Annotated in this window: 19 protein-coding genes and 1 pseudogene; 10 read left to right on the top strand and 10 right to left on the bottom strand. The window is 44.8% G+C overall.

Going from position 1 to position 26,042, the window contains the following annotated elements; all coding sequences use genetic code 11:
* Positions 1-13: 13 nt before the first annotated feature.
* Together RTN07_RS08505 and RTN07_RS08510 are read right to left on the bottom strand one after the other, a co-directional pair.
* Entirely contained in the window at positions 14-3,196 is a 3,183-nt protein-coding gene (locus tag RTN07_RS08505; RefSeq protein ID WP_312177393.1) for an efflux RND transporter permease subunit, read from the bottom strand.
* Between the two features lie 79 nt (positions 3,197-3,275).
* Positions 3,276-4,526: an efflux RND transporter periplasmic adaptor subunit gene (locus RTN07_RS08510; RefSeq protein WP_312177396.1), complete on the bottom strand. Its 1,251-nt coding sequence runs from the start codon at positions 4,524-4,526 to the stop codon at positions 3,276-3,278.
* 488 nt (positions 4,527-5,014) lie between these two features.
* Here RTN07_RS08510 and pilG point away from each other — a divergent pair, with 488 nt between their 5' ends.
* From pilG to RTN07_RS08555, 9 genes and pseudogenes are all read left to right on the top strand, one after another.
* Complete coding sequence (pilG, locus tag RTN07_RS08515) at positions 5,015-5,401, top strand: twitching motility response regulator PilG (RefSeq protein ID WP_050324978.1); 387 nt, start codon at positions 5,015-5,017, stop codon at positions 5,399-5,401.
* Positions 5,402-5,647: 246 nt separating this feature from the next.
* The gene (locus RTN07_RS08520) at positions 5,648-6,010 is read left to right on the top strand and encodes a response regulator (protein WP_312177399.1); all 363 of its coding nucleotides are present in this window, start codon (positions 5,648-5,650) and stop codon (positions 6,008-6,010) included.
* A gap of 5 nt (positions 6,011-6,015) precedes the next feature.
* Positions 6,016-6,552 carry a chemotaxis protein CheW gene (locus tag RTN07_RS08525; RefSeq protein ID WP_312177401.1) on the top strand — a complete coding sequence of 179 codons (537 nt, stop codon included), beginning with the start codon at positions 6,016-6,018 and terminating at the stop codon, positions 6,550-6,552.
* 419 nt (positions 6,553-6,971) lie between these two features.
* Positions 6,972-8,006 (top strand): annotated as a pseudogene (locus RTN07_RS08530) (methyl-accepting chemotaxis protein); the annotation flags it as partial.
* Positions 8,007-8,257: 251 nt separating this feature from the next.
* On the top strand, positions 8,258-8,464 hold the full coding sequence (locus tag RTN07_RS08535; RefSeq protein WP_312177498.1) for a hypothetical protein: 207 nt from the start codon (positions 8,258-8,260) through the stop codon (positions 8,462-8,464).
* Positions 8,465-8,635: 171 nt separating this feature from the next.
* Positions 8,636-15,289: an Hpt domain-containing protein gene (locus tag RTN07_RS08540; RefSeq protein WP_312177403.1), complete on the top strand. Its 6,654-nt coding sequence runs from the start codon at positions 8,636-8,638 to the stop codon at positions 15,287-15,289.
* Between the two features lie 32 nt (positions 15,290-15,321).
* Positions 15,322-16,272, top strand: a complete 951-nt coding sequence (locus tag RTN07_RS08545; RefSeq protein WP_309592894.1) for a chemotaxis protein CheB — start codon at positions 15,322-15,324, stop codon at positions 16,270-16,272.
* A 56-nt stretch (positions 16,273-16,328) separates the two neighbouring features.
* Positions 16,329-16,892 (top strand): hypothetical protein, encoded by a 564-nt coding sequence (locus RTN07_RS08550; protein ID WP_065254125.1) that lies wholly within the window; start codon positions 16,329-16,331, stop codon positions 16,890-16,892.
* Between the two features lie 104 nt (positions 16,893-16,996).
* Positions 16,997-17,554: a cytochrome b gene (locus RTN07_RS08555; protein ID WP_062332532.1), complete on the top strand. Its 558-nt coding sequence runs from the start codon at positions 16,997-16,999 to the stop codon at positions 17,552-17,554.
* Between the two features lie 104 nt (positions 17,555-17,658).
* Here RTN07_RS08555 and minE read toward each other — a convergent pair whose 3' ends face one another.
* The 5 genes from minE to RTN07_RS08580 form a co-directional block, all read right to left on the bottom strand.
* Positions 17,659-17,934 carry a cell division topological specificity factor MinE gene (gene minE / locus RTN07_RS08560; RefSeq protein WP_007115412.1) on the bottom strand — a complete coding sequence of 92 codons (276 nt, stop codon included), beginning with the start codon at positions 17,932-17,934 and terminating at the stop codon, positions 17,659-17,661.
* Between the two features lie 3 nt (positions 17,935-17,937).
* On the bottom strand, positions 17,938-18,750 hold the full coding sequence (minD, locus tag RTN07_RS08565; RefSeq protein WP_036592750.1) for a septum site-determining protein MinD: 813 nt from the start codon (positions 18,748-18,750) through the stop codon (positions 17,938-17,940).
* A 257-nt stretch (positions 18,751-19,007) separates the two neighbouring features.
* A complete protein-coding gene (gene minC, locus RTN07_RS08570; RefSeq protein ID WP_138018703.1) occupies positions 19,008-20,012 on the bottom strand; it encodes a septum site-determining protein MinC in 1,005 nt (334 codons plus the stop codon).
* A gap of 180 nt (positions 20,013-20,192) precedes the next feature.
* Entirely contained in the window at positions 20,193-21,254 is a 1,062-nt protein-coding gene (locus RTN07_RS08575) for a hypothetical protein (protein WP_312177409.1), read from the bottom strand.
* 148 nt (positions 21,255-21,402) lie between these two features.
* The gene (locus RTN07_RS08580; protein ID WP_312177410.1) at positions 21,403-22,371 is read right to left on the bottom strand and encodes an acyltransferase; all 969 of its coding nucleotides are present in this window, start codon (positions 22,369-22,371) and stop codon (positions 21,403-21,405) included.
* 554 nt (positions 22,372-22,925) lie between these two features.
* On the opposite strand from RTN07_RS08580, the gene RTN07_RS08585 reads away from it, so the two are divergent.
* Positions 22,926-23,576 carry an OmpA family protein gene (locus RTN07_RS08585; protein WP_050324989.1) on the top strand — a complete coding sequence of 217 codons (651 nt, stop codon included), beginning with the start codon at positions 22,926-22,928 and terminating at the stop codon, positions 23,574-23,576.
* A 119-nt stretch (positions 23,577-23,695) separates the two neighbouring features.
* Here the strand turns inward: RTN07_RS08585 and RTN07_RS08590 are convergent, their stop codons facing one another.
* The 3 genes from RTN07_RS08590 to RTN07_RS08600 form a co-directional block, all read right to left on the bottom strand.
* Positions 23,696-24,196 carry a YfbM family protein gene (locus RTN07_RS08590; protein WP_096488434.1) on the bottom strand — a complete coding sequence of 167 codons (501 nt, stop codon included), beginning with the start codon at positions 24,194-24,196 and terminating at the stop codon, positions 23,696-23,698.
* Positions 24,197-24,374: 178 nt separating this feature from the next.
* Positions 24,375-25,082, bottom strand: coding sequence for a DUF1345 domain-containing protein (locus tag RTN07_RS08595; RefSeq protein WP_040403240.1), 708 nt, complete (start codon positions 25,080-25,082; stop codon positions 24,375-24,377).
* 52 nt (positions 25,083-25,134) lie between these two features.
* Entirely contained in the window at positions 25,135-25,839 is a 705-nt protein-coding gene (locus RTN07_RS08600; protein WP_095356112.1) for a pseudouridine synthase, read from the bottom strand.
* Between the last annotated feature and the right edge of the window lie 203 nt (positions 25,840-26,042).

Raw genomic sequence — 26,042 nt, forward strand, 5'->3', positions numbered from 1 at the left:
AATGAATTATTGCTTAAAGTGAGTCGTGGCGCTCTATGGCAGGGGTTGCTGCTTTCTTTTTAGCCAATAACCGAAAAAACCGCTGTTTGCCATCATCTAAATAGGTATAAATCACAGGTACCACAATCAAGGTCAATAAGGTTGAAGTAATCACCCCGCCAATAATGGCGTGTGCCATCGGTGCTTGCTGCTCTGAACCTTCACCAATGCCCAGTGCCAGCGGTACCATCCCCATCACCATGGCAGCGGTAGTCATCAAAATTGGGCGCAGGCGCGTTTGCCCCGCGAGCATAATAGCTTCATTTCGGCTCAAACCCTTTGATAAAGATTCTTTAATAAAATCAATGAGCAAAATCGCATTTTTACACACCAATCCCATCAGCATGATAATACCGATGATAGAAAACATATTAAGACTAGAACCGAATAAAAATAACGCAAAGAACACCCCAATTAGCGATAATGGCAGCGACGCCATAATCGCCACAGGGTATAAGAAGCTATTAAACTGTGACCCTAACAACATATAAATAAACACGATTGCCAGTCCAAGTGCGGTTGTTGCGTAGCCAATGGATTCTGCCATGTCTTTATTAGAGCCTTGTACCGCAAAGCTGTAACCAGGTGGCAGTTTCATTTCGTTTTGGATTTTTGTGATATCCGCGCCGATATCACCTGCCGGTCTGCCGTCCGTGTTGGCTTGGACTACCACCTCACGAAACAGCGAACGGCGGTTGATTTGCGGTGCACCCAAGGTTTCACTAAAATTCGCCACTTGCGATAGCGGCACTAGCATCGGCTGACCATTTTGGTCCATACGGCTTGATGACAAGTACATGGATTGTAGCTGCGAGATGGTCTGGCGGTTGTCGTCATTTAAGCGCACGTTGACATCGATATTGTTGCCGTTGTCATCTTTAAAGGTGCTCACATTGTCACCGGCCAGCAGTGGGCGTAATGCTTGTCCGATTTGTCCAATCGAGAGACCGGCATCATTTGCTGCTTCCCGGTTAATGGTGACATTGACCATTGATTTGGGCTGTTTAAGCGTGCTTTCCAAGTCTACCAAGCCATTGACGTTTGAGAGTTTTTGCATAAACTCATTGGATAAACGTTGCAGCTCAGTTAAATCATTGCCTTTGATGGATATCATAATCGGCTTAAGACCACCGCTGACCGCCATGGCAGCGGCCGCTACTGAGGTAACTTTAATACCGCCTACCTGCTGCAATTGCTCACGCATGGCACGGTTTAAGGCATCTAGTCCGCGCGTGCGCTCATCTTTAGGTACTAACGATACATTCACTTGTACCCGATTGTTACCGCTATAGGACATGGCATTAACCGTGGCATAAGTATTGGTAACTTCAGGAAAACTTTGTAATACCGCGTTGACTTGTGCTGCTTTTTGTTGGGTGTAGTCAATATTGGCATTGACAGGTGTTTCAAATTTGACTTTGATTTCATTCATATCCGCTTGCGGGACAAATTCTTTGCCCACCAACCCCACGGCAAAAAACGCGGCAACCAGCGAGCCAATTGCGATGAGCACAGTTATCAAGCGATGGCGTAAACTCCACGCAAGAATATGGCTGTATAGATTGGTCAACCGATCTAATAAGCGCTGAAACCCATCTAATAGCCAAGCAATCGGTCGCTTGCGAAATGAAACCCGTTCATTGACGCGGTCATGTTGGTGCGCGGCATCTGGGTCTGGCCAAATCGAAGACAACATCGGGTCAAGGGTGAAGCTGACAAATAACGACAGCAATACAGCGGTAGAAACAGTCACACCAAACTGATAAAAAAAGCGTCCGATAATCCCGCCCATAAAAGCCACGGGTAAAAATACCGCCACAATCACCAGCGTTGTCGCTAGCACAGCAAGCCCGATTTCTTGGGTGCCATCAAGCGCCGCTTGGCGGTGATGTTTGCCCATACCCACATGGCGTACGATATTTTCCCGCACCACAATCGCATCATCAATCAATAGTCCAATACATAATGCCAGCGCCAGCAGGGTCATCATGTTGATGGAAAAACCAAACGTCCAAATCGCCGCTAAAGTACCGAGCAGTGAAATGGGCAGCGTCAATCCTGTGATAATGGTCGAGCGCCACGACCCTAAGAACAACCAAACAATAAACACCGCCAATATCGCTCCTTCAATCAAGGTGCGCACCACATTATTTAACGAGCCGCGAATACTTTTTGAGCTATCAGCCACCACCGTCATGGTGACACCTGGGGGTAGGGTCGCTTGGATTTCTGCCAGACGCTGCTGGGTTTTATCAACCACATCAATCACATTGGCATCCGACATTTTGATAATATCCATTGCCACCGCAGGTTGACCATTTTGTAGCGACGCTGACTCAGCCTCGGCTTGCCCATCAATGACTTCGGCAACTTGCGATAAGTACACAGGCACGATAGCACCCGTACTTGAACGATTTTGGGCGACAATGATTTGGTTAAACTCATTGGGTGTTTTGACCAACCCGTTGACTTGAATCACCATTTCTTGGTTTTGATTGTTGATGGTACCGACAGGTAATTCAACGTTCTCTGAGCGTAGCGCATTGCTAATTTGATTAACTGAGACTTTATAGGCATTCATTTGGGTGGGATTGAGCAGCACACGGATTTGACGCTGCCGTCCCCCCAAGATATCAACACGACCCACCCCCGTGACCGTTTGCAGTTGTTTTTTGACCGTGTTGTCTAAATAAGTGGATAATTCCCGAAGCGACATTTTGTCAGAGCGAAACGTGACGGACACCACAGGCGCATCGGCAGGATTGTACTGCGCAACGATAGGCGTGGTGACTTCATCCCGAAAGGTGGGGGTCACCAGTGCCAATTTATCACGCACGTTTTGCGCGGCAACATCGGACGGAATATTTAAATCAAACTGCACGATGACTTGTGATAAGCCTTGTTGGGTGACGGAGGTTACTTCTTTGACACCGGCGATGGTATTGACTTGGTCTTCAATTTTTTTGGTAATGTCGGTTTCGATGACTTCAGGCGAAGCACCACTATAAACGGTATTGACTACCACAAATGGGAATTCAATATTAGGAAATTCCTCAACTTTCATGCGAAATGTTGCTAGTAGTCCAATGACCATTAGCGCGAGCATGATCATGGCGGCAAACACAGGATTGTTGATACTGACGCGGGTGAGCCACATAGCAAATTCCTAATACTAAAATTTTTAACAGTGAAATTTTTAACAATATAGAATGAGTGAATGAAACACTATCAGTAGGTTATTTGAGCACGACTTTTTTACCCACATCATTGGCATTGAGATTTGCCACAATCACTGTGGTGTTAGGCTCGATGCCAGTAATTAAATACTGACTGGTATCGTCAAGGTGTTTGAGTACCTTGATAGGCTGTTTGGTAATCACATTGTCTTTACTGACCACCAAAATCGTGCCTGCTTCTAAAGTTGGACTTGTGGCGGATGGGTCGCTAGATTTATTGGCTGCGCCTTTTGCCCCAGATTCGAGGGCTCTAGATTCGAGTGCTTTAGATTCCAGCATTACCGCTGACATCGGCACCAAGACCCCAACTTGTGCAACCCCATAATTAAGCTTGCCTGTGGCATACATGCCCGGGCGAAGTCCACGATTACGCTGAGAAGGCTTAACCGCGATATAAATCGTCAGCTGGCGAGTGGCGGCATCGACTTGGGGCGAAATGCGGCTAATTTGTCCGATGTACTGATTGGTTTGATTACTAATAGTAAAAGGCACTTGTTGACCAAGTTGTAGCTGTGTTTGTGCTTCGCTAGGGACATTGGCGGCAAACTCAAGTTTATTGGGGTCAATGATTTCCATCAAGGCTTGGTTTTGCGTGACTACCTGTCCGACATTGACGCTGCGACTGCTGACAATCCCAGTGGTAGGCGCATAAATCGTGGTATCACCAAACATTTTTTGTGCGCTACTTAATTGGGCTTGTTTGGCTTTGATGGCTTCACGCTGGGCAATGCTGTCTGCCACACTACGCTCATACTCTATTTGTGAGACAAAGCCTTGCTCGAGCAAAATTTTGTTGCGCTCAGCAAGTTTATTGGCGACGATTGCTTGTGCTTGGGCGGCGGCAACGTCGGCTTGCGCTTGAGCGAGTTGGTTTTTACTATCACTGATATCAAGTCGTACCAGTGGCTCACCTTTTGCCACGGTTTTACCCACATCAGCCAGTACTTGCTGCACTTGTGCATTCACGGTTGATTGTACCACTGTGTGGTCTGAAGGCTGCAGTGTCCCTGTCACGGTGACGCTCGGTTCAAATCGGTCTGCTTTGGCAGTGATGACATCAGCGGCTAATAGCTGAATTTCGTTATTGGCGATTTGCGTGGTGGCTGACGCGGTGGTGATTTGGGTCTTTTGGGTTGAGAACGGGCTTTTGCTATCGTTTTGCTGTTTTTGGCAACCGCTCAAACTCATAACAGCGCTAGCCACGGCTAGGCCTAATGGTAGAACTTTGGTGATAAACTTCGATGTTATCATGAATGAGACGTCCTCAGCGCAAACAATCAACTTAAAAAAATATAAAACGATGTAGAAATAGCCAGTGCAATAAACTTTTCTAAGCTTATCTCAAGATGTGTCACTATCTCATGGAATCCGTGTATATTAACATGGGTGTATGGGCAATCTACAAAACAGTCAATAGATCAAACCTGAATCATCATAGGATGTTAAAAATGAACGGTAAGTGCATCGATTTAAGCATACTTTGCAGCAAAAAAGTATGGTAGTATTTTAAAAATATCACCATACAGTTGGTTTGTAACTACACTGTATGAAATATTTGTTATATCTTATAAAAATTATTTAGAATAGCTTTGTTTAATTGTCAAAAATTGTACCAGTTGCTTTTGAGGGTTGAGGCATCACTTGATAATTGCCCCAACATCAATGAATTAAAGTTTTGAGTAATCGCTATAGAACAATGGGTAGCAAAACCATAGCGAAACAACCATTAGGAAAATATTATGGATGCAAATTTTGAAGGCCTAAAAGTCATGATTATTGACGATTCAAAAACCATTCGTCGTACCGCAGAGACGTTACTTGCCAAAGCAGGCTGTGAGGTGACTACTGCCGTTGATGGCTTTGATGCGTTGGCAAAAATTGCGGATACCAACCCAGATTTGATTTTTGTCGATATCATGATGCCACGCCTCGACGGTTATCAGACTTGTTCACTAATCAAAAACAACGCAGATTTTGCTGCCACGCCCGTGATTATGCTGTCATCAAAAGATGGCTTGTTTGATAAAGCGCGCGGTCGTATCGTCGGCTCAGATGAGTACTTGACCAAACCATTTAGTAAAGAAGAGCTATTTGATACCATTGAACGTCATCGTCCTGCGTCTTAATGCGCTGTGCTTCTTCATGCGCTGGGTTGAAGCTAAACAGCATGCCATTGCTTGCAACTGTTGTTAACCCCTAAAATCTGCAATCACTCGATATGACTGAAATATAAGCCCAGATTGCAACCTAGCTAGACGTAGATTTGGGATGCGTGTTTAGTTTAACCGTTGTGCTGTTGGATTTTTATTCCCACCGACATACAAAACAGTAAAATATTAATGCAATCAATAATTAGGTAAAAGGGTAAGTGTATGGCCAAAATCTTAGTAGTTGATGATTCACCATCAGAAATGGCAAAATTTCGAGATATTTTGACTCGTCATCAGCACGAAGTCATTGAAGCGCATACAGGCGAGGATGGAATTCAAAAAGCCAATGAGTTTTTCCCCGATGTGATTTTGATGGATGTGGTCATGCCAGAGATGAACGGCTTCCAAGCAACCCGCAAACTTACCCGTGACCCAAAAACCAGTCATATCCCTGTCATCATCATCAGTATTAAAAATCAAGAAGCTGACCGCGTCTGGGGCAAGCGACAAGGCGCACGGGATTATCTCAGTAAGCCGATTACAGAAGAAGCCTTAATCACTATAATCTGCGCCGTGATGGAGTAGGTTTCGTGTCCTCAAACGGCTTTATCGAGCTTTTAAGACTCGCTAACCGCGGTATCAAACGACAAAAAGGTACCCACTTTGACCAAAGAAATCAGTGGCTAGGGGTTGCGTTTTCGCTCGGTGACTACCACTTGGTAGCACCACTCGGCGATGTGGCAGAGGTACTATCTTTGCCTGCCTATACCTCGGTGCCTTTGTCAAAACCTTGGCTGCTAGGGATTGCCAATGTTCGGGGAAGGTTATTACCGATTACCAATTTGTCAAACTTCTTAGGTTTACATCCATCAGGTTTAAATTACCAATCAGGCAATCAAAAGATTTTGGTGATTGATCAACCCAAGCTATTTAGTGGCTTACAAGTTGATGAGGTATTGGGTATCCAAACCTTTAGTCAAGGGCAATATCAGCCTATCGAAATGCCGAATGATTCACCGCTCGCGCAGTATACGCATGGTCGTTTTAGACAAAACGAGCAGATTTGGTATGTGTTTATGCCAAGCTTATTGGCGCAAGACACGCGTTATTTAGAAGCAGCGTTATAACCTAATTTTCTAACTCATTAAAACAATTGAGGGTTTACCATATCATGGATACTAAAACTTCGACCCTAAGTACCAATATCAACTCCCCTGTCGCGGTCGGGCCTGGCAAGAGTAATTATCGTTTGGATAGAGGGGACTCAATCAACTGGATTATTTGGGCAAGTATTTGTGGTGGCGTGGCTGCTTTGGCATTTATTTATCGACTTTACCAATTGATGATTTTGGTACGTCAACAGAATAGTGTTGCCATTAGTTTTTTGACCATTTGGTTGCCCTCTATTTTGATTGTATTGGGCGTCATTGGGGCGATTTACTTTTTGACCCGCCAGATTAATGCTAAAACCTATCGAGAGAAGGAAGAAGTTAAGCGTGAAACGCTGCGTCAACGTCATGAGATGGAGGTTGAATCTGAACGTGCCCGCAGAATCCAAGAAGAAAACGAACGTAACCAAATGGCGATTTTGCGTTTGCTTGATGAGTTAGGTGACTTAGCGGAAGGTGACTTGACCGTGAACGCAACGGTATCAGAAGACTTTACAGGTGCGATTGCAGACTCGGTCAACTTTGCAATTGACCAATTGCGTCAACTGGTTTCTGCGATTAACGTCACCGCAGAGCGAGTCGCTCGCGCCTCTGACCAAACCCAGGCAACGGCAGTTGAACTAGCCCAAGCCTCTGAAAGCCAAGCGCAAGAGATTGCGGGAGCCTCTGCAGCGATTAATGAGATGGCGGTGTCTATTGACCAAGTATCTTCAAATGCCGCCGAATCTGCTGCGGTTGCGGACCGTTCGGTTGCGATTGCGTATAATGGGGCAGAAGTGGTACAACGTACTATCGATGGTATGAATACCATTCGTGACCAGATTCAAGAAACCTCAAAACGTATTAAGCGCCTCGGTGAATCATCGCAAGAGATTGGCGATATCGTTGGACTGATTAATGACATTGCTGACCAAACCAACATCCTGGCGTTGAATGCAGCAATTCAGGCATCGATGGCGGGTGAAGCAGGTCGTGGTTTTGCGGTTGTTGCTGACGAGGTACAGCGCCTAGCAGAACGTTCAGCCACAGCGACCAAACAGATTGAAACACTGGTTAAAACCATTCAGGCAGATACGAACGAAGCCGTGATGTCGATGGAATCAACCACCGCAGAAGTTGTACGCGGTGCAAAACTTGCAAAAGACGCGGGTGAGGCGCTTGAAGAAGTACAAACTGTATCTAATAACTTGGCATCATTGATTCAGAGTATCTCGAATGCGGCGCGTCAACAGGCAGCCTCAGCGGGTCATATTTCAAACACCATGAACATCATTCAAGATATTACCTCGCAAACCACATCAGGTACCATGGCAACCGCTCGTTCAATCGGTCAGCTTAATGAAATGGCGGCAGCGCTGCAAGAATCAGTATCGGGCTTTAAATTGCCAGATGATGCTTCAGCAAACGCTTAATGGCTAATGCTTAATTAGGTTTAGTAATCAACAGTTGGCTAAAATAAAGGGTGGTTTTAACCACCTTTCTTTTTATGACTGTTAGATAAATTTATAAGTAGATAAATGTATAAGTAGTAGATAAGGGTATAAGTGTTAGATGAGGGGTTGGAAGCGCTTGTTTTAATCATTGATTGAGATTTTTTAACGCCAAGTCATGACCGATAATAAGTTATTCACCGATAACAACTGGGGTAGAGGCAAGACTGTTAATTTATTTTCGGCAATTTGAGCAGCGTGACATCGTGCGTTATTTAGCCCGTTATTTGGCGGATGATGGTGTTTTGTTATTAGGCTCAGGTGAAAGTCTGGGGTTTAGTGATCCAGATTTACAGCAAATTGCCATGCCGACAATCAATGGCTATTGCAAAACGGTTGCCCCAGATTGGCTCAAAGCAGTGGCAAATATGGAGCGCTAATCAGTGAAGTCAATATTGAAGGGTATAAAAGGTATCAACCTGAGTTGACGCCAGACAGCGGGTAAGTTATTTTAAGTGATATAAGAAATTAATAAACGACTGCGTTACAGCTACCTTAAAATCGATAAAAATCGTCATCGTTTTTGACAGTCGTTGTCCTAGGAATATGGTATGAGTAAACAACGTAATTTGATCGCCTTAGACTGGTTGATGCCTGTTTTAAAAGACGTATTTGGTGAGCTTAACCAGTTGCTACAACGACATGACGCGCAGCCAGCGTGGCAGTTAATCGGTCAACATTTGCACCAAATCACCGGTGCACTCGCGCTTGCTAACCAGCCAGCCTTATCAAAACTGGCGAAAATGCTTGATAAAACCACTATCGCCATTCAGCAAGAGACTTTATCCCCGCAGTATTTTAGTCAAATCAGCCATGCGGTGAGGTTGTTGCAATTTGACATTGAACAAGTACAAGCTAAGCAGCAGATTCATACTGACTGGGTCAACGACCGAATCGCTTATTTTGAGCAATTGCTTGGCATAGCGTCATCTTATGAGCCCATCCAACCTGCCACAGACAATACTTTATTATTTTTAAGCCAATTAGCCACGCCAGACATCAAACACCCATGGGACAGTGCCCAAGCCGATGAATTACTTAAAGTCTGGCGTTATACCAGTTTGCAACTACTACAAAACGCGACCAACGACAGCAAACATTTAGATGCGCTGAGCAAAGTTGCTGGCTATTTGTCCCAGGCTTCTATCAATCCTGCTTGGCGTCAATTTTGGCAGTTGGTAGCGGTGTGGTGCAATAACCTAACCCTCAATGAGCAGCCTGCGCCAACCGCTTATGCTTCGCTATTAAACAGTCTGTCATTGGTGCTGACGCATGATTTGACTCTCACTCCTGATATTACCGTGTCGCGTCTGGCAGTTGATGTGTTATTAGCGCTCAATGCGTTAACCCATAAATCGCATGACGCTAAAGCCCTGCTATCAAGCTTGGATATCAATAGTAGTGACGCGCTTGATAATTTATTTAGTCAAGTATTAGAAAAACTTGAAAAAATTATTTATCAAGTGCATGAGCCCCTCACCATTTTGCCGCTGCTTGAATCGGTCAAAAACAGTTTGGCAAATCGCGGTTGGGTGTTTTATGAAAACCAAATGGCGCAAATTATCGATGATGTGCGCTTAATGACGCAAGATGCCTTTATGGCGTCATCACTCAGTTGGCAGGTAGAACGCCAGCTGCAAGATGTTCATAGCCAGTTGTTGTCAACGGTTGAAATCCTTGATAGCCAAATTGGCTTACAGCATTTTGCCTATGCCAGCAATCCGCAAAATGAAGCGGTGCGCCAAACGCGCGTGCATATTGAACATATCAAACAGTCGTTTAATCAATATATCCAAACCCGTGATTTAAATAAATTAACTGTCAATGACGAATTGATTGCCACTATTCAAGTTTTTGGGGCATTAGGATTAACACGTCCCAAAGAATTGGTCGAACAGATTCGCTTATTATTTAGTCGTATGCATAAAAATTTGGTACAGGTATTAAGCTGGGAAGCCAGTGATGCCATCGCCGACATGCTTGCCCGCTTTGAGCTATTTTTGGATTATTTATCCAATCAGTCTGTTAATGAAGAATTTTTGGATCAAACCCAAACTCAGCTTAACCGTGCCAATTTATTGCTTAATCGCTTAATCGAAATGCCATTAACCGCCGCCGAAGTGATAGCGCCAACCAAGCTCTTTGGCAGTGATACGGTGATTTACGATGATGAAGGCGAATATATTGCCAGTGATATGAAAGCACCAACACAAGTGCTAGCTACGGCTTCAGAAGCGCCTATCAAGCAAACGGCTGTCACGCAAACGACTGGCGTGCAAGAATCGCAAGCGCTAGCGGCTGCGAGGCAAGCCCTCAAAGCTGATGACTATAGTATGGATGAAGATATCCGAGATATTTTCATTGAAGAGGCGCAAGAAGTCCTCGCTGAGTTGGGTGAGCAAATTCCCGTATGGGAAGTGGACACTCGTGAATTAGTCGCGCTCAAAGATATCCGCCGAGGTTTTCATACCTTAAAAGGCTCAGGTCGTATGGTGGGCGCTCATCAAATTGGTGAGATGTGTTGGGCAGTAGAAAACATGCTCAACCGTGTGCTAGATGGTACTTTAGCGGTTAGTGATGCGTTAGTGGGCTTTATCAAAGATACCCATCGCAAACTGCCGATATTGGTTGAAGATTTTCAGCAGCAGCGGGCGCCAAGTATCGACCCTGCGGTTACCGTGTTGCAAGCGACTAATCTATTACAGCAGCAGCCGATTAACACAGGTCTGCCAGAAACCAATGGCTTAGGTAGCTTTGTACCAGTCAGTGCTAGTGTGGCTAAAGACAGTGACAATGGGGCTCAAGGCAGTGAGGTTGCGAGTGACACTGCGCCATCAACCACAGCCTTACCTGAGGTAGTGGCTCGCGAATATGAACAGCTAACGACGGTCACAGATGCGGTCAGCGATGCCGATATTCAAGAAATTTATATCGAAGAAGCCAATGAAGTGATTGAAACGATTGCCCCGCTTAACGCAGCTTGGCAAGCCAAGCCCGATGATTTTGATACCTTAAAAGAAATCCGCCGAGGCTTTCATACCTTAAAAGGCTCAGGTCGTATGGTTGGCGCCAATCAGCTAGGGGAGCTTGCTTGGTCGATTGAAAACATGCTCAATCGCGTGCTTGATCATACCATAGCGGTAGACGAGGGGGTTTCACATCTGGTTGCTGATGTCATTGACGCATTTGCTGGGCTCATCACGATTTTTGCCCAAAATCGTACAGACTATCCCGCAGTGATTAAACTGTGGCAAGCTGTCGCTAATAGCTATGCCAAAAAACATGGCGACAGCTTTAGCTACCCTCAAGTCTTGTCCGCCTTTATGGGGCAGGGGGCCGCCTCGCCGAGTGCGTCACACACAGATGCGGCACTCTCGTCTGGTCACGCCACCGCACAAACGCAAGCGCTACAGGATGTCAGTGGCATTAGTGACATCAGTAGTGAAATGGATGTCGCTGATGACGTATTTATTGAAGAAGCAGACGAGTTATTGGTCAATATTGATAACTTTATCACCCAGCATTTGGGTGAGCCTGCAACGCATGTGCCTGATGCCATATTACGCGCATTTCATACCTTGCGTGGTGGCGCAGCGCTGATTGAACTAAACAATATTTATCGCTTAAGCGCAGCGGTAGAAAAAGTATTGGGCGACTTATTACATAATGAAATGCCGCTGACGGCTCGCCAGTTATTGACCCTGCAAGAGGCCACAGATCTACTGCGAACCTACATTGATGAGCATAAAATCCATCATGATGTAACGGTTATAGAAGATAACAATGACATTGTTGCCGACTTGGTTGAGCGTCTAACCGATGCCAATGCTGAGCCTCATGAAAGCACAAAACTGACAGTCAAAGACCTGATGGCGCTTGGGATTGATGACTTACTCGATGCCGATCAGCAAGCACAGGCTAGGTTTGCTGGCGAGAATGAACAAGTTATTGCCTATGCCCAGCAGCTTGAACAACAAGCGTCAAGGCTTGCGCAAGCGACTGAAGGTTTGAGCTATTTTATCATTCCAAGCACCTTACAGTTTGCCTATAAAAAACTCGCTGATTATCCGCAATTTGCCAAAAATGAAGCCATTTATGATGCCTTAATGGGCGTACACAATCAGCTCATCAATATGTTTGACGCCATTGCAGCAGGACTGCGCGTCAATATCAATGAAGAGGCGATTGAAACCTTAAGAAAATTATTGGCAAAAAATCAGTACCAAGCCGAGATGGATGCTATCGAGTACCAACCAGTTGCTACCGATGATGAACTATTGCAGATTTTCTTGGATGAAGTGCAAACCGTTCAGCCCGACGTGCAAAATTACTACGACCAATGGCTCAATAACCTTAGCAATTTAGCGGTCACCAAAGAACTATCTAATTATATGCACATGTTAAAAGGGGGTGCAGAGCTACTCGGGGTAACGAGTATTGCCGAGATGGCGCTACGTGGTGAGCAAGTGTATGATGCCATTGATAAAGGTATTTTAGCGAGTGATGCCGATACCGCTTCATTGGTGCAAAAGCTGCATGAAACCATTGCCTCGCAGCTCAAGCAAGTTCGACAATTTAGTCGCTCCTTCAAAGCCAGCGACTTTGCCCAGCAAATTGATGAGGTTATCGCTGGTACAGTGCAAAGTCGAGACTTGGTATTTGCAGTGCCGATGATTGTTGAAGCTAATCCTGAAGAGTTGATGGAGCAAAAACAACTTGCCCAAGAGGGTGATAGCGCGATTGCAAAAAATGATCCACTCTACATCGAAGAAATTATTAACAACTTTGAAGGGCGTCGTTTAGAGACTTGGAAAGGTCAAGAGCCTGACGAAGATATCTTAAAAATTTATCTTGAAGAAGCCAAAGAACTGATCGATAGCAGCAGCCAGCATCTACAAGAATTCCGTAGTAATAACAGTGATCTTGCAGCCTTACAAGCCTTGCAACGTGAATTGCACACCATCAAAGGTGGCGCAAGAATGGTCGGAGCTGAAGGGATTGCCACGTTGGCGCACGAAATGGAAACCATCTACGAAGAGCTAGGCAGCCGCCGCAAACCTGCGACGCGTATGATTGGCAACCTATTGGCCGTGTGTCATGACTGGTTAGCAAATGCGATTTATGTATTAGAGAATAAATTTAACCCACAAACGCCTGTGGCGTTGGTTGCCGCGCTGCAACAATTCTCGCAAAAACCTGATAGCTTAAAAGAAATCCCCAATGCTAACCTAGCCAGCCAAATTGAGCAAATTGATATCTATCGCAGTAGTTTGGGACAAGATGCGTTAGAAGTCAAACAACGCGACCTAAGCGTCATGCCGCTGATGACGGGTAACTTTGAATCTGAGCAAGATCAATCGAACCTTCATGCTGAGACACTTAGGATTTCTGCAAGTACCATGGAGCGCATGATTAACCTATCAGGTGAGTCCGCGATTAACCGCTCGCGAATCGAGATGGGTATATCAAGTCTATCGAACAATATCGAAGAGATGGGCGCAACTGTACAGCGTCTAGCAGATCAGCTACGCCGTATGGAAACAGAGCTTGAGATTCAAATCTTGTCACAAATTGGTGATGAGCATGCGTTAGAAAGTGACTTTGACCCGTTAGAGATGGACCAATATTCATCGCTCAACCAATTGTCAAAATCGCTCTCGGAATCAGCATCGGACTTGTTAGACATCAAAACGACCATGCTCGATAAAACCCGTGAAACCGAAAACTTGCTACTGCAGTTATCACGCACCCAGTCCGATTTGCAAGAGGGGTTGATGGATTCACGTACTGTGCCATTCTCGCGTATCACGCCACGTCTGCAACGGGTCGTCCGTCAAATAGCCACCGAACTGGGTAAATCTGTTGAACTGCGAATCCTAAACGATGAAGGTGAAATTGACCGTAATATCCTTGAGCGTATTACCTCGCCGCTTGAGCATATGCTACGTAACGCCGTTGACCATGGTATTGAAAAATCGCAAGAACGTATTGAAAGTGGTAAATCAAGAACAGGCTTAATCACGCTTGAAGTGCTGCGTGAAGGCGGTGAAATCGTTATCAACTTAACCGATGATGGACGCGGTATTAATGTCAATGCCGTACGCGAAAAAGCGATTGAGCAAGGCTTGATTTCTGCCAAAGATACCAGTCTAAAGACACTGGATATCATGCAATATATCTTTAACGCGGGTCTATCCACCGCCAAATCCGTATCACAAATCTCGGGTCGTGGTGTCGGTATGGACGTGGTACAAAGCGAAGTCAAGCAGTTAGGAGGGGTAGTAACCGTCGACTCTGAGCCTGGCAGAGGCTCACGCTTTACCATGCGTCTACCATTGACAGTTGCGGTGTCTGATGCCTTGATGGTGAGGGCAGGGGATAAATACTTTGCTGTACCATTGGTGCAAATTGAACGTGTGATGCGGGTCAATATCGATGCGATTGCTAATTTTTATACCACGAATGCCGATATTATCAATATCGATGGACAAGCCTATCGTTTGCGCTATCTTAATCAGATTTTGTATGGCAGCGACCCGGTGGATGCACTAGCGCACCAGTCAAGCAGTGTGCCAGTGATTATTATTCGTACTGACTTAGGTCAGCGCATGGCGCTACAAGTGGATATGATTGCAGGCTCTCGTATTGAAGTGGTCGTCAAACCGCTCGGTCGTCAGCTCTCCCATATCGATGGAATTTCTTCTGCCACCATCATGGGTGATGGTTCGGTCATGCTCATTCTTGATTTGGTGGCATTGATGCGTAATGTCAGCAACATTACCAAAGTCGAGCTGCAAAAAGCCAATAAAGCGGCCAAACGAGCGCACAAACCGCTGGTATTGATTGTGGATGACTCAGTAACCGTGCGCAAAGTCACCTCGCGCTTACTAGAACGTCACGGCTATGAGGCCCAAGTGGCAACAGATGGTATTGATGCGCTAGAAAAACTGCAAGAAATGCTACCTGAAGTCATTGTATTGGATATTGAGATGCCACGTATGGACGGCTTTGAAGTGGCCAACCATATTCGCCATAATTCACGGCTCCAGCATATCCCTATTGTCATGATTACATCGCGTACCGGTGAAAAACACCGTGAACGCGCGTTTGATATCGGGGTGAATGAATACATGGGTAAACCATTCCAAGAACAAATGCTGTTAGACACGTTAGCGCGCTTTACCCAACAAGCAAAAACTGACTAAGCCGACTGGCCAGGTAAAGGATACAATCATTCATGCTGTCAAAGTACCCACCGCTGCGATTTTTTATCGTTGCTGAGGAAAATCAGCAACGGCTCGCCTTTAGCGATACCATTCGTTCTTGGGGATTTGAAATCGTGGCATGCTTGGCAGCATCACAGCTGTTCGAAAAACATTTTCAGCAAAAAGTTGATGTGTGGCTAATCGATACCCCAGACGATTACGCAGTCATTCAAAATGTTGAAAAACAACAGAATGTCAATTTGACTAAGGTTGTGCTGCTGGGCTTTGTCACTGCGCCTTATATCAATGAAAGTCTGCTATATGCCAAATGGCAACGCCAACTCAAGCGAAAAATTGCCAACATGCTAGAACGTAGCGATTTGTTAGAGCCCTATGATGCTGCCAAGAGCGAAATCAAACCCTGGAAATATGTGGTGTTGCTCGCAGCCTCGATGGGCGGACCGCTCGCCATTAAGGAATTTTTAGATAATTTGCCCGAAGATTTACCAGTGGCGCTGTTACTAGCGCAGCACTTTAACCAAAATACGCTAAACACCTTGCCAAGAATTTTAAATCGTCACAATGAGTGGCGCTGTGACATAGTGACCAATACCCAGCAATTATTGACAGGACGTTGTTTGATTTTACCGATTGAACACAGCGTGGTGTGTGATTCCAATGGACGGGTGATTTTGCAGCGTAAACCTTGGCAAGGCAGTTACAAACCGCCAATCAGTGAGGTCATGCGTAACTGCAGTGAAGCGTTTGGCAATAATTTAATCACTATTGTGTTCTCTGGTATGGGCAATGATGGCAGTGATGTGGCAGCGACGGTCAAAAAAAATGGCAGCATTATTTGGGCGCAATCCCCTGACAGTAGCACCTGCGCGAGCCAGCCACAAAGCATGATTGAAAGCAACCAAGTCACTTTTGTTGGCACCCCTAAGCAGTTAGCTCAGCAGCTAATCGCCTTGTGTGGCTAATACGGCAGGCTAGCAGCGACCCCTAAACTTCTTATTAATCAGTAAATGAGCAGGCTATGGCAAACGATTTAAACCGTTATTTTAAGCAAGATGAGGATGTAGGCGTCCTAAGTATCACCACAGGTCAATTAACCATTGCTCGAATTCCTTCTAGCAGTTCGCCTGACTGGATTGTGCCGCAAGCTTTGATTTTGAGCATTGATAACTATGATGAGCGCATCTGGAATTATATTTGGCGCGGTCAAGAAGTGCCGGTGTATCACTTGTTGCCAAAAGATGATAAGCCCACCCACTTAGTGGTGTTAGAAAGCGTCACCGATATCCATCGGATTGCCTTGCAGATTCATGGCGAAGTGACTTTTCATTCTGTGCGTATTGCTGATCTCAAAGACGCTGATGACGCCACTTACCAAGCTGAATTAGCGACTCACTACCCTGACTTATTAGCCGCCTTAAACGCGCCAGATGATGAGGTCGTCGAGCGCTCACGCGCACCGAATTTGGCAGACTATAGCTTACAGCAGGACTATATTTTTCAGCCAGTCATGTTGGCAGGTGAGCTATGTGTGGTGCCAGATTTGGACAAGCTCTCGCATTTCTTGGTGGATTTAGATAGTTAGACGCAGTCCGCCTTTGTGCTATTTTGCCAACAGTCTGTTACTTTTATTTTGCCCAAACATTGCTAGAATAACCCAAAACAAATCATGATAAGGTAAAATCCATTATGGCATTATTTCCTGCAAATGAAGCGCCACAGCCGATTGCCCCACACGGTATCAACAAATGGTCGCTATCGTCACGTATTTTCCATTGGATTAGTGTGGTATTGTTGATTGCGACTTGGGCAATGATTGAGCTTAATGAAGATGCAACTGACTTTACCTATTTTGATTTGCATAAAGCGTTTGGACTCAGTGTGTTATTTTGGACAGTAGGTCGTATTATCAATCGTTTTGTCACCAAAGCCCCCGCCGATGTACCGATGCCAAAATGGCAAAATAAACTATCGCATTTAACCCATTTGGCACTGTACTTGATTTTACTTGCCATGCCTTTGGCGGGCTGGTTTTCTGTCATGTTTGATGGGGAAGGGGTGAGTATGTTTGGGCTATTTGATATCCCAGCCTTTGTCAGTGAAAACAGTGATTTGTCAGGCACGTTAGAAAAAATTCATAAAAATCTGTTGTGGACGTTGTTGCTGGTGTTCACAGCCTTGCATATCATCGGCGCGCTGTATCACCAATTTATCCAAAAAGACCATTTAATTCGCCGTATGCGCTAAGTCAGCCCATAGTATAAAAAAGCCCATGTCATCATGGGCTTTTTAGTCACAATTTTTTCAATGCAACCTAGATTAAAAACAATCTAGATTAAGCGCAACATGAATTATTGGCGTGTACTATCAGGCAAGCTGATATTCATCTCCAACACTTCCATATTCGCTTCATTGTGATGCTGAATATTGACGTCATCAATGTTGACACCTGACACGTAGGTATTGACCACTGCCAAAATCTCACGTTTCATTTTTTCGATACGCTCTGGGGTTAACCGATTGTGCAAGCGGTTTTCGCTAGCAACGATGACCTTTAGGCGCTCTGCGGCAGTATTGGCACTGTTTGACTTTTGCTCACCGCCAAATAAATTACTCCAAAATCCCATAGCCTAACCTCCAAACCAGCGCTGTAGGAAGCTTTTCTTCTTCACCTCGATATGGCGATAGGGACGTTCTTCCCCCAAGAAACGAGCGACCATGTCATCATAAGTTTGACCGGCTTTTGAATTTTGATCTAGCACCACAGGCACACCTTGGTTTGATGCCTCAAGTACGCTATTGCTTTCAGGAATCACGCCAAGTAGCGGCACTTTTAGGATATCATTAGAGATGCTGTTGATATCCATCATCTCGCCGCGCTCAGCACGCTCAGCGTTGTAGCGGTTGATGACCAAGTGCTCACGTACCACGCCTGTACCTTCTTCAACTTTTTTAGTACGGCTTTGCAAAATACCGATGATACGGTCTGAGTCACGCACCGACGAGATTTCTGGGTTGGTCACGATGATGGCTTCATCGGCATGGTACATAGCGAGCTGGGCACCGCGCTCGATACCAGCGGGCGAGTCACACACGATGTAGTCAAATTGTTTGGCTAACTCATTAATGACTTCGGCGACTCCTTCATCTGTCAAGGCGTCTTTGTCGCGGGTTTGGCTGGCAGGTAAGATAAACAAATTATTGAGCTGTTTGTCTTTTACCAAAGCTTGTGACAGGCGCGCGTTCCCTGAGATAACATCAACAAAGTCATACACGATACGGTTTTCGCAGCCCATAATGAGGTCAAGATTTCTAAGACCCACGTCAAAGTCAATCACTACAGTTTTAAAGCCGCGAAGGGCTAGACCTGTAGCGAAAGAGGCGCTAGTGGTGGTTTTGCCTACCCCGCCTTTTCCTGAAGTTACAACAACGATTTTTGCCACTTTGGCATACTCCTATTCATAGCACGGTGTCAGTGAGGCTGTATTGGTTAATCATCAAGCCATACACACATTCACGCTAAACTGGTTTGAAAAATATGGATATAAATTAACGTAAATCGTTAAAAGTTAAGGCTTAAATTTTAGTTAGCCCAAATTTGGTTAATTGGACTAGTTTAGCATAAAAAACTTTTCGAAGTTAATCGAGAGATTGGCGATTTTTGCATAGATTATGGTATAAGTGGTTGTTTAGGTGATTGTTATTCCATCAATTCAAAGACCAAGCCTTGACCATCAAGGTAGCTGACTTGTACCGCTTTATCCAAATACTCAATGGGAATATTTTCTTTTAGGCAATAAGTGCCCGCAACTGACACCAGTGACGGGTTAAAACGTAAACAGAATATTTTAGCGTTGGTGTCGCCCGTCGCCCCTGCGACCAATCGCCCTTCGGCTTTTCCATACACGTGTAAGCTATAATCGGTAATCGCTTCCGCGCCGGCATTGATGCCTTTGGTCAAAATCACGTCACCGCCTACATGATTGATACTTTGACCGGAGCGCAGCATTTGAGTATGCACCAAATCGCCTTCAGGCTGCGATTGGTGATGCGGTGAGGCGACAAATTTTTCAGGTGCAGCTGCGGTCTCATTGATTGTGGTCTCATTGCTTGCGGTATTATTGGCTGCGATATCATTAGCGGTTTGATTTTGTCGCTCAGTCACTTGACTGTCGGATGCGGGTGATTGGGTAGGGGGCTGCGCCACGTGTTGAGAGGATGGGTTACTTTTTGTGCTGTCTGATTTTCGCTCTCTACCCGTCGCCACATTTTTTGGTGCTTTGCCGTCAATGCGCTGCCCATCTGCTGGAAAAATGGCAATGCGAAGCTCATTGGCTTGGGCGTCATTGGCGCCTGTGACCAACCCAATCGGCTGTAACCCTAGTGCCCATAAGCCGCCCCAAAGCTGCGCTAAATTTAACGGGTGATGACAGCTGACAATCACCGGTAAGTTGGACTGGCGTTGACGACCTAGCTTTTGTGCAATCTTTGTCAAAATTACTTTGATGTCATTGCCTTCAATATTTAGGCGGGTAAAGTTGAGGAGTCTGCCCGTAAGTTTCACGCTAGTGGCTACAGGGTCGGTGGGTAATGGGTTGGCTGGCTGCTGACTTTGCGGTGAACCCTGCTCGGATAGGTTAGGTAGACTTTGTAATTTTTGTGATGAACTATCTTGGGTCAAGTCAAGGGCAGCGGGCTGTGTCATGAAAAACCTTTTTATAATAACTTTTTATACATCAAAATCGATTCATACCGCATATTAGCAAGTATTATTTAAAACAACAACCATTCACTGCGCTATTTATTGTTTGGCAACCAAAGCTGTAGTAGGGCGATAAAAAAGGGTTGAATAGCGGCTATCGGCCAGCAAAATTGGTGGATGCAATCAGCGTATTTGGTGCTTCCATTGTTGAATGCGAACTTGGTTGGCAAGTGACGTCAAACTATCATCAATAATATCGCTAACTAATTTTTCTAGCGCAGGGCTAGTGACGTCAATTTGTACCAAGCTTTTGGCGATTTCTTCATACATCAGCGTGAGCGTTTGCGGTTTGGTAAGGTTGGTGGTCAAGCTTAATGTCAGATTTTCCCCAATGTGTTGCCCGATGCTGTGCATTTGGCTTTCTATCAGACTACCGGCAATCGGTATCAATCGTAATATACGATGCAGCTCGGGCGTATCGGTTAGCGCTTGCTGAATGGCTACGCCTACTTGTTCTGCCAAAGGTTTGGCAAAGATGGCAGGATGGGCGGGTGTGGATTGTAATAACGGTGTGGCCTCTTGCTGCAGCACTTCGACAATGACTTTTTGTATGTCATCTCGATGCTTGTCGATGATGTTTTTGACCAAATGCCCATCGGTGTTGCTTATTTCGGTGCGGATATTGTCAATCGCAGTTAAAATCACCCGATCAGAAATCTCTTCCATAATCATTTGATAATAAAATTTGATCGTCGCAAGCCAACTGGCGGGCAAAACTTTGTAGCCCAGTTCATGCAGACGATAACCAATCACGCCAACGCGCAGCAGTCGTAATGCGCGCAGCTGCGGTGCACAGCCCAACACTTCATACCAATGCACGAATGGAAAGAAAAACCAGCGGTAATAGCGTTTTTGGGCGATGGCAATCAACCAGCGAACCAAAAGCTCGGCTATCAAAAAGATGGTAAATAGACCCCCTGCCACTTTGAGCGGCTCGTGCCATCCTTGCTGATAACTGATGATACTGTCAAGAAACCCCAGCCAACTTGCTATTTTTGCCATAAAGCTACTTAGCATCAAAGCGTCAAACCCCATCAGCAGCAAGTCCAACACGATGGCAACCATCATGATGGTATCGTAGGCTAACTGCCAACGACTGGGTTTGGCAGGGTGAGCAGCGAGCGGTTGGCTAATATTCGAGCTTGGCGTTGGGCTGGATTTTGGGTCTAAATTAGCAGTTGGCATAAAAAAGTGCTCAAAATGGGGTCAATACCGCAAAAAATGTGAGTGAGAACAAGGCAGGTAAGTCATGCCTTGCATGACTCACCTGAGATTTTAACTAGTAGTGTCACTAGTGATATGTCATTAGTCATGTGTCGCTAATAATGTGTTGCTAGGGATGACGGGTAAAATCATCGAGCATGGCTTGGATACGTTGATCTTTTTGCTGCCACAAGCCATCAAGCCAACGGTACATATCTATTTTGGTTTGCTCATCCTGTTGGTATTTGCCATCCATGAGGCGCTGTAGCAAATCATCTGGCAATGCAATTTTTTGAATATCCACCCCGATGCGTTTGATATTACCTTGCCACAAATCCTGATAGCTAGGAATACCGTCAGGATACACAATCGTCATGTCAAGCACCGCGTCTAAATCGTCACCTAACGCACCCAATGCAAGTGCAATGCCGCCCGCTTTGGGTTTTAGCAAATGTTGATACGGCGATTGTTGCAAGTCATGTTTTTTTTGGGTAAACCGCGTGCCTTCGATAAAGTTAAGTAAGGTAAAAGGCTTGTCGAGTAAGTTTTGACAAGCGCGTTTGGCTTCGATGATATCGCGGTCTTCTAGCGCTGGATTTTTAGCAATCGCTGTTTTCGAGTAGCGTTTCATCATCGGAAAATCTAAAAAATAAAACGCTTGCCCCACAATTGGGATATACAGTAGCTCGTATTTGGCAAAAAATCGCGTTAACGGCAGTCGGTTTTCACTGATGTATTGAATGACAGTGGTGTCGACCCACGATTGGTGATTGCTCAGCAAAATATATTTGCCATTGACCGACAAGTCATCAGGCAGGTTGACGCGAAAATCAATATCGGGCAGGATATTTTCAATCAAGCGATTGTTGGTATTGATCCAGTGATTGGCTATTTTTAACACGGATTTATCTGCCAATGTATGACCCGTTAATGTTTTTACCGCGCCCATCGCCCAAAGCGGTAGACTAAACAGCACTGAATTGCCGGTAATGGTGCCTGCCGCCACCGCTAAGCTGGCGTTTTGCGCCAAAGGTAATGATGTTTTACGCAGTTTGTTGAACGTGTTTTTGAGCAATGATGGTTTATTGTTATTTGTCATATTTGGCTCCCACAAAGCTTATTCAAAAAAGCTTATTTGAATGAGACATAAGAAAAAATACTTGGCTTCATTAATTTGGCTTCGTTAATTGTAAAAATAAGTGTTAGTTTAGCAAACGTCAAAAATGTTCACTAATAAATTTTTATACACTGGCAAGCACAAATCTTTCGAGTTTAACGATGCTACGCTATAAATCCCAGTAAAGTTAATTGTCAAAAATTTTTATTAAAAATTAACAAGTTATTGAATAATCTGTAGATGATAGGTTGACTATGCAGCATAGTTTTCAACAAAATCACAAAGCATTTAATATATAAAAATAAATAATATAGATAATGAATACTTGAAAATATTTTGTAACAAATTATGCCATCCTACAACATCCTTAAGACAAATCATTACATATAACGAAAAAGTTTATTGCATAATGAGCTCAATCACAAAGCAACTGAGTGTTGTCAGGTTTATCTGGCAAATGAGATAAAAACAACAAGTTGGTGCGTGACAATTATAACTAAGTAATTATAACTAGAGGAATTCAAAGGAGATTACTCATGCGTACTAAATTATTAGCAGCTACTTTAGCATCAGGTGTTATCTTAACAGGTTGTGCAACAACGCCAACTGGTACGACAACAACAGGCATTACCGACAATAAAGCGCTTATGGGGGGTCTATTAGGGGCAGCCGCAGGCGCGGGTATTTCAAAAGCAACGGGCGGTGAAAAAACCGGTCGTGATGCGGCAATCGGTGGTGTACTAGGTGCAGGCGTGGGTTACTACATGCAGCAACAAGAAGCAAAACTTCGTGCAGAAACCGCAGGTTCTGGCGTGACGGTAACGCGTGACCCAGTGACTAATAACATTAACTTGTCTATCCCAGAAGCGATAACTTTCCGCGTTGGTGATTCTACTATTCTACCTAACTTCTATAATACGTTAGACAAAGTAGCTACCACACTACGTGATTATAACCAAACTAACATTCAAGTAAATGGTTACGCCTCAGTGGAAGGTGATGCAAATAGAAACCAAGAGTTATCACAACGCCGTGCATCAGCAGTCGCTAATTACTTAGTCAATCGTGGCATCTCTAGTAACCGTATCAGCGCTATTGGTCGCGGTGCGACAACACAATTTGGCTCAAGCTATGAACCAAACCGCCGTGTAGAGATGACTATTCTTGCACCCCAGTCAGTTAACTAATCAGTCGGTTAACTAATTAAGTCAAGCTAGATGATATGTTCATCAGTGAATTGATAAAAAAAGCACCTTTTATAAGGTGCTTTTTTGGTTCAAAAAATGAAAAAAGGACTATATCGACGTTATAAAATACTCACCACAATATTATTGCCATGGTCTAAGGCGTCATTATAAAACGCCAATAACTCATTATATGAAGCCAGCAATTCTTTATCCAAGTGTTCCTTTTTGTCTTGCCAAATATTGGGTGGAAAAATAGCCTGCTCACGTAGTGACTTCATCGAGACTTTTTCTAAGCGTTTTTTAAAGTTAATTTGTTCTAGTGCATCGACGATTTCGACAATATGTGCCCACGGGGTAAAAGCAATGAAATCGGCGTCTTCACTGTCACTAAAGGTTTCCACACCCACCACAAACTCACTAACAGGCTCATCAGGTACAGGTTGGGTGGCACTGTGTTTAGTTAACACAAAATGGATAATGTCCCACAGTTTGCCCAAATCTACCAATTGCGCTTGAGGCTGCTCACTCATACTTTCAAGTAACGCCGTTCGCGCTGTATCAGTGGCATTTTGCAGTTGCTCGAGCAGGGCGTTATCGACCATCAAATATTGTGCGATCATACAATTTCCTAGTTATAAAGTAGCGAGATATTAGCGTAGTGGGATATGACAGTCCTATCACTTTATGTTAAAACGAGGATAGTATACCTCATACAGCAAGCGATTTTGACGATGTATTCACTTGAATTGACCGACTCATTTAGCTGACTTATTGGACTGATTTATTTAGCAGACTTATTTAACCGATTAGACCCGCTGACATATTGATTAATGAGGCTAAAATTGCGGTATTAAAGAAAAATGATAACACACAATGGATGGTACCGATGATCCGACTTTGCTGGGTGTTGAAGGCGACATCCGCTGTTTGACCAGATGTACCAATGATGTAGGAAAAATATAAAAAATCCCAGTAGGCGGGGTCATCATCGTTAGGAAAATCTAGCATTTCTGCGTTTTTTTCTTCTTTAAGCAAGAAATACTCGTGGGTGTAATGAATAGCAAACATGGTATGAATAAACAGCCAGGCCGTCAAAATCGTCATGGCGGTGAGCGCGATATGAAACAGCATCAAAGCGCCTTTGGCGTCCTTGCTCGCGCCCAACTCTACGACAATCGCTAGCATACTGACAATGGCTGTGACAAAAACCAAAATCAGCATTAACACCGTGCCTTCGTCTTCAGCATGGGCTTTATCCAAAATTGCATTTCGATCGGCTTTATACATCATCCGAAAAATAGCCAGTAGATACACCCAAAGTCCGATATTCCAAGCCAGCAAAAATTGCGTCACAAACTTCAATTTATCGTAGGCTACCGCCAACGTCCAATCTTTGGGCAATAGACCAACCAGCGTCGATAGTCCAAAATACACCACCACCATGGTGGCAAATCCTAACAGTAGACGAGGGCGGCTTTGAAAAAAACGATAGATGTAACCGATCATGGCTGTTTTCTCATAGCGGTTTCCTTATATCTGTCTACTCACGGCTGCCTGCTCATGGCTGCCTACGTCGGCTTGTTGGGTGCTTTGATTGTAGCGATTTAGGCGTTAACACGCGAGGTTTTTTGCGCGATTGTGGCGTTGTCGTTGCTGTGGATAAAGGTTGGACACCCAGTCGCTTTAAATCGGCAGGTGATAGCGGTATTTGTGTGGATGCGCCAACCTCTAAATTCCCCAAGCTAAAGCCACTTGATGCCATGCGAATCAGCCGCAGACAAGGCAGTCCCACATGGGCCGCCATGCGACGTACTTGACGATTTTTACCTTCAAAAATGGTGATGGCTAGCCACGTGGTGACTTTGCGTTTGGCAATCTTGTCAGACGCTTGCCAAATATGCTCGGCAATTTGTGCTTCGCTTAGCCTTACAACTTCGGCAGGTAAAGTGATACCGTCTTTGAGTGGCACCCCTGTTTGTAGTTGTTGTAACTGGGCATCGCTTGCATCGCCTTCCACCTGTATCCAGTAGGTTTTGCCTTGTTGTTTGCCTGCATTGGCTTTGGGTGGATGGGTCAAGGCTTTATTAACCTGCCCATCAGCGGTTAGCAGTAGTAATCCTTCGGAAGTGGCATCTAATCGCCCTGCAACGCGTAAGCTTTTGTCGCTAAAATAATCGCTGAGCGTCGCAAAGTTGTTATTGTCATCGCTGCGAAATTGGCTAAGTACGCCATAAGGTTTGTTAAATAAAATCAGTGTCGGCATGGTAGAGGATGACAAGTGAGTGAAAAAAAGCTTAAAGTGCATCAAGCAGATAAGTTACTCAGTGTAAACGCTAATCCTGGCTATTGCAATTTGGTTATTGCAACAAAGTCACCGTTATAAACCACACCGCCCAACGCCATACATATTTTGCAAAATTGTGCCAAATTGTGCCAAAGGATAAGCCGGTATTTTTGGCTAAAAAC

Source organism: Moraxella sp. CTOTU46934 (genome assembly GCF_031979465.1).
Taxonomy (GTDB): Bacteria; Pseudomonadota; Gammaproteobacteria; order Pseudomonadales; family Moraxellaceae; genus Faucicola; species Faucicola tetraodonis.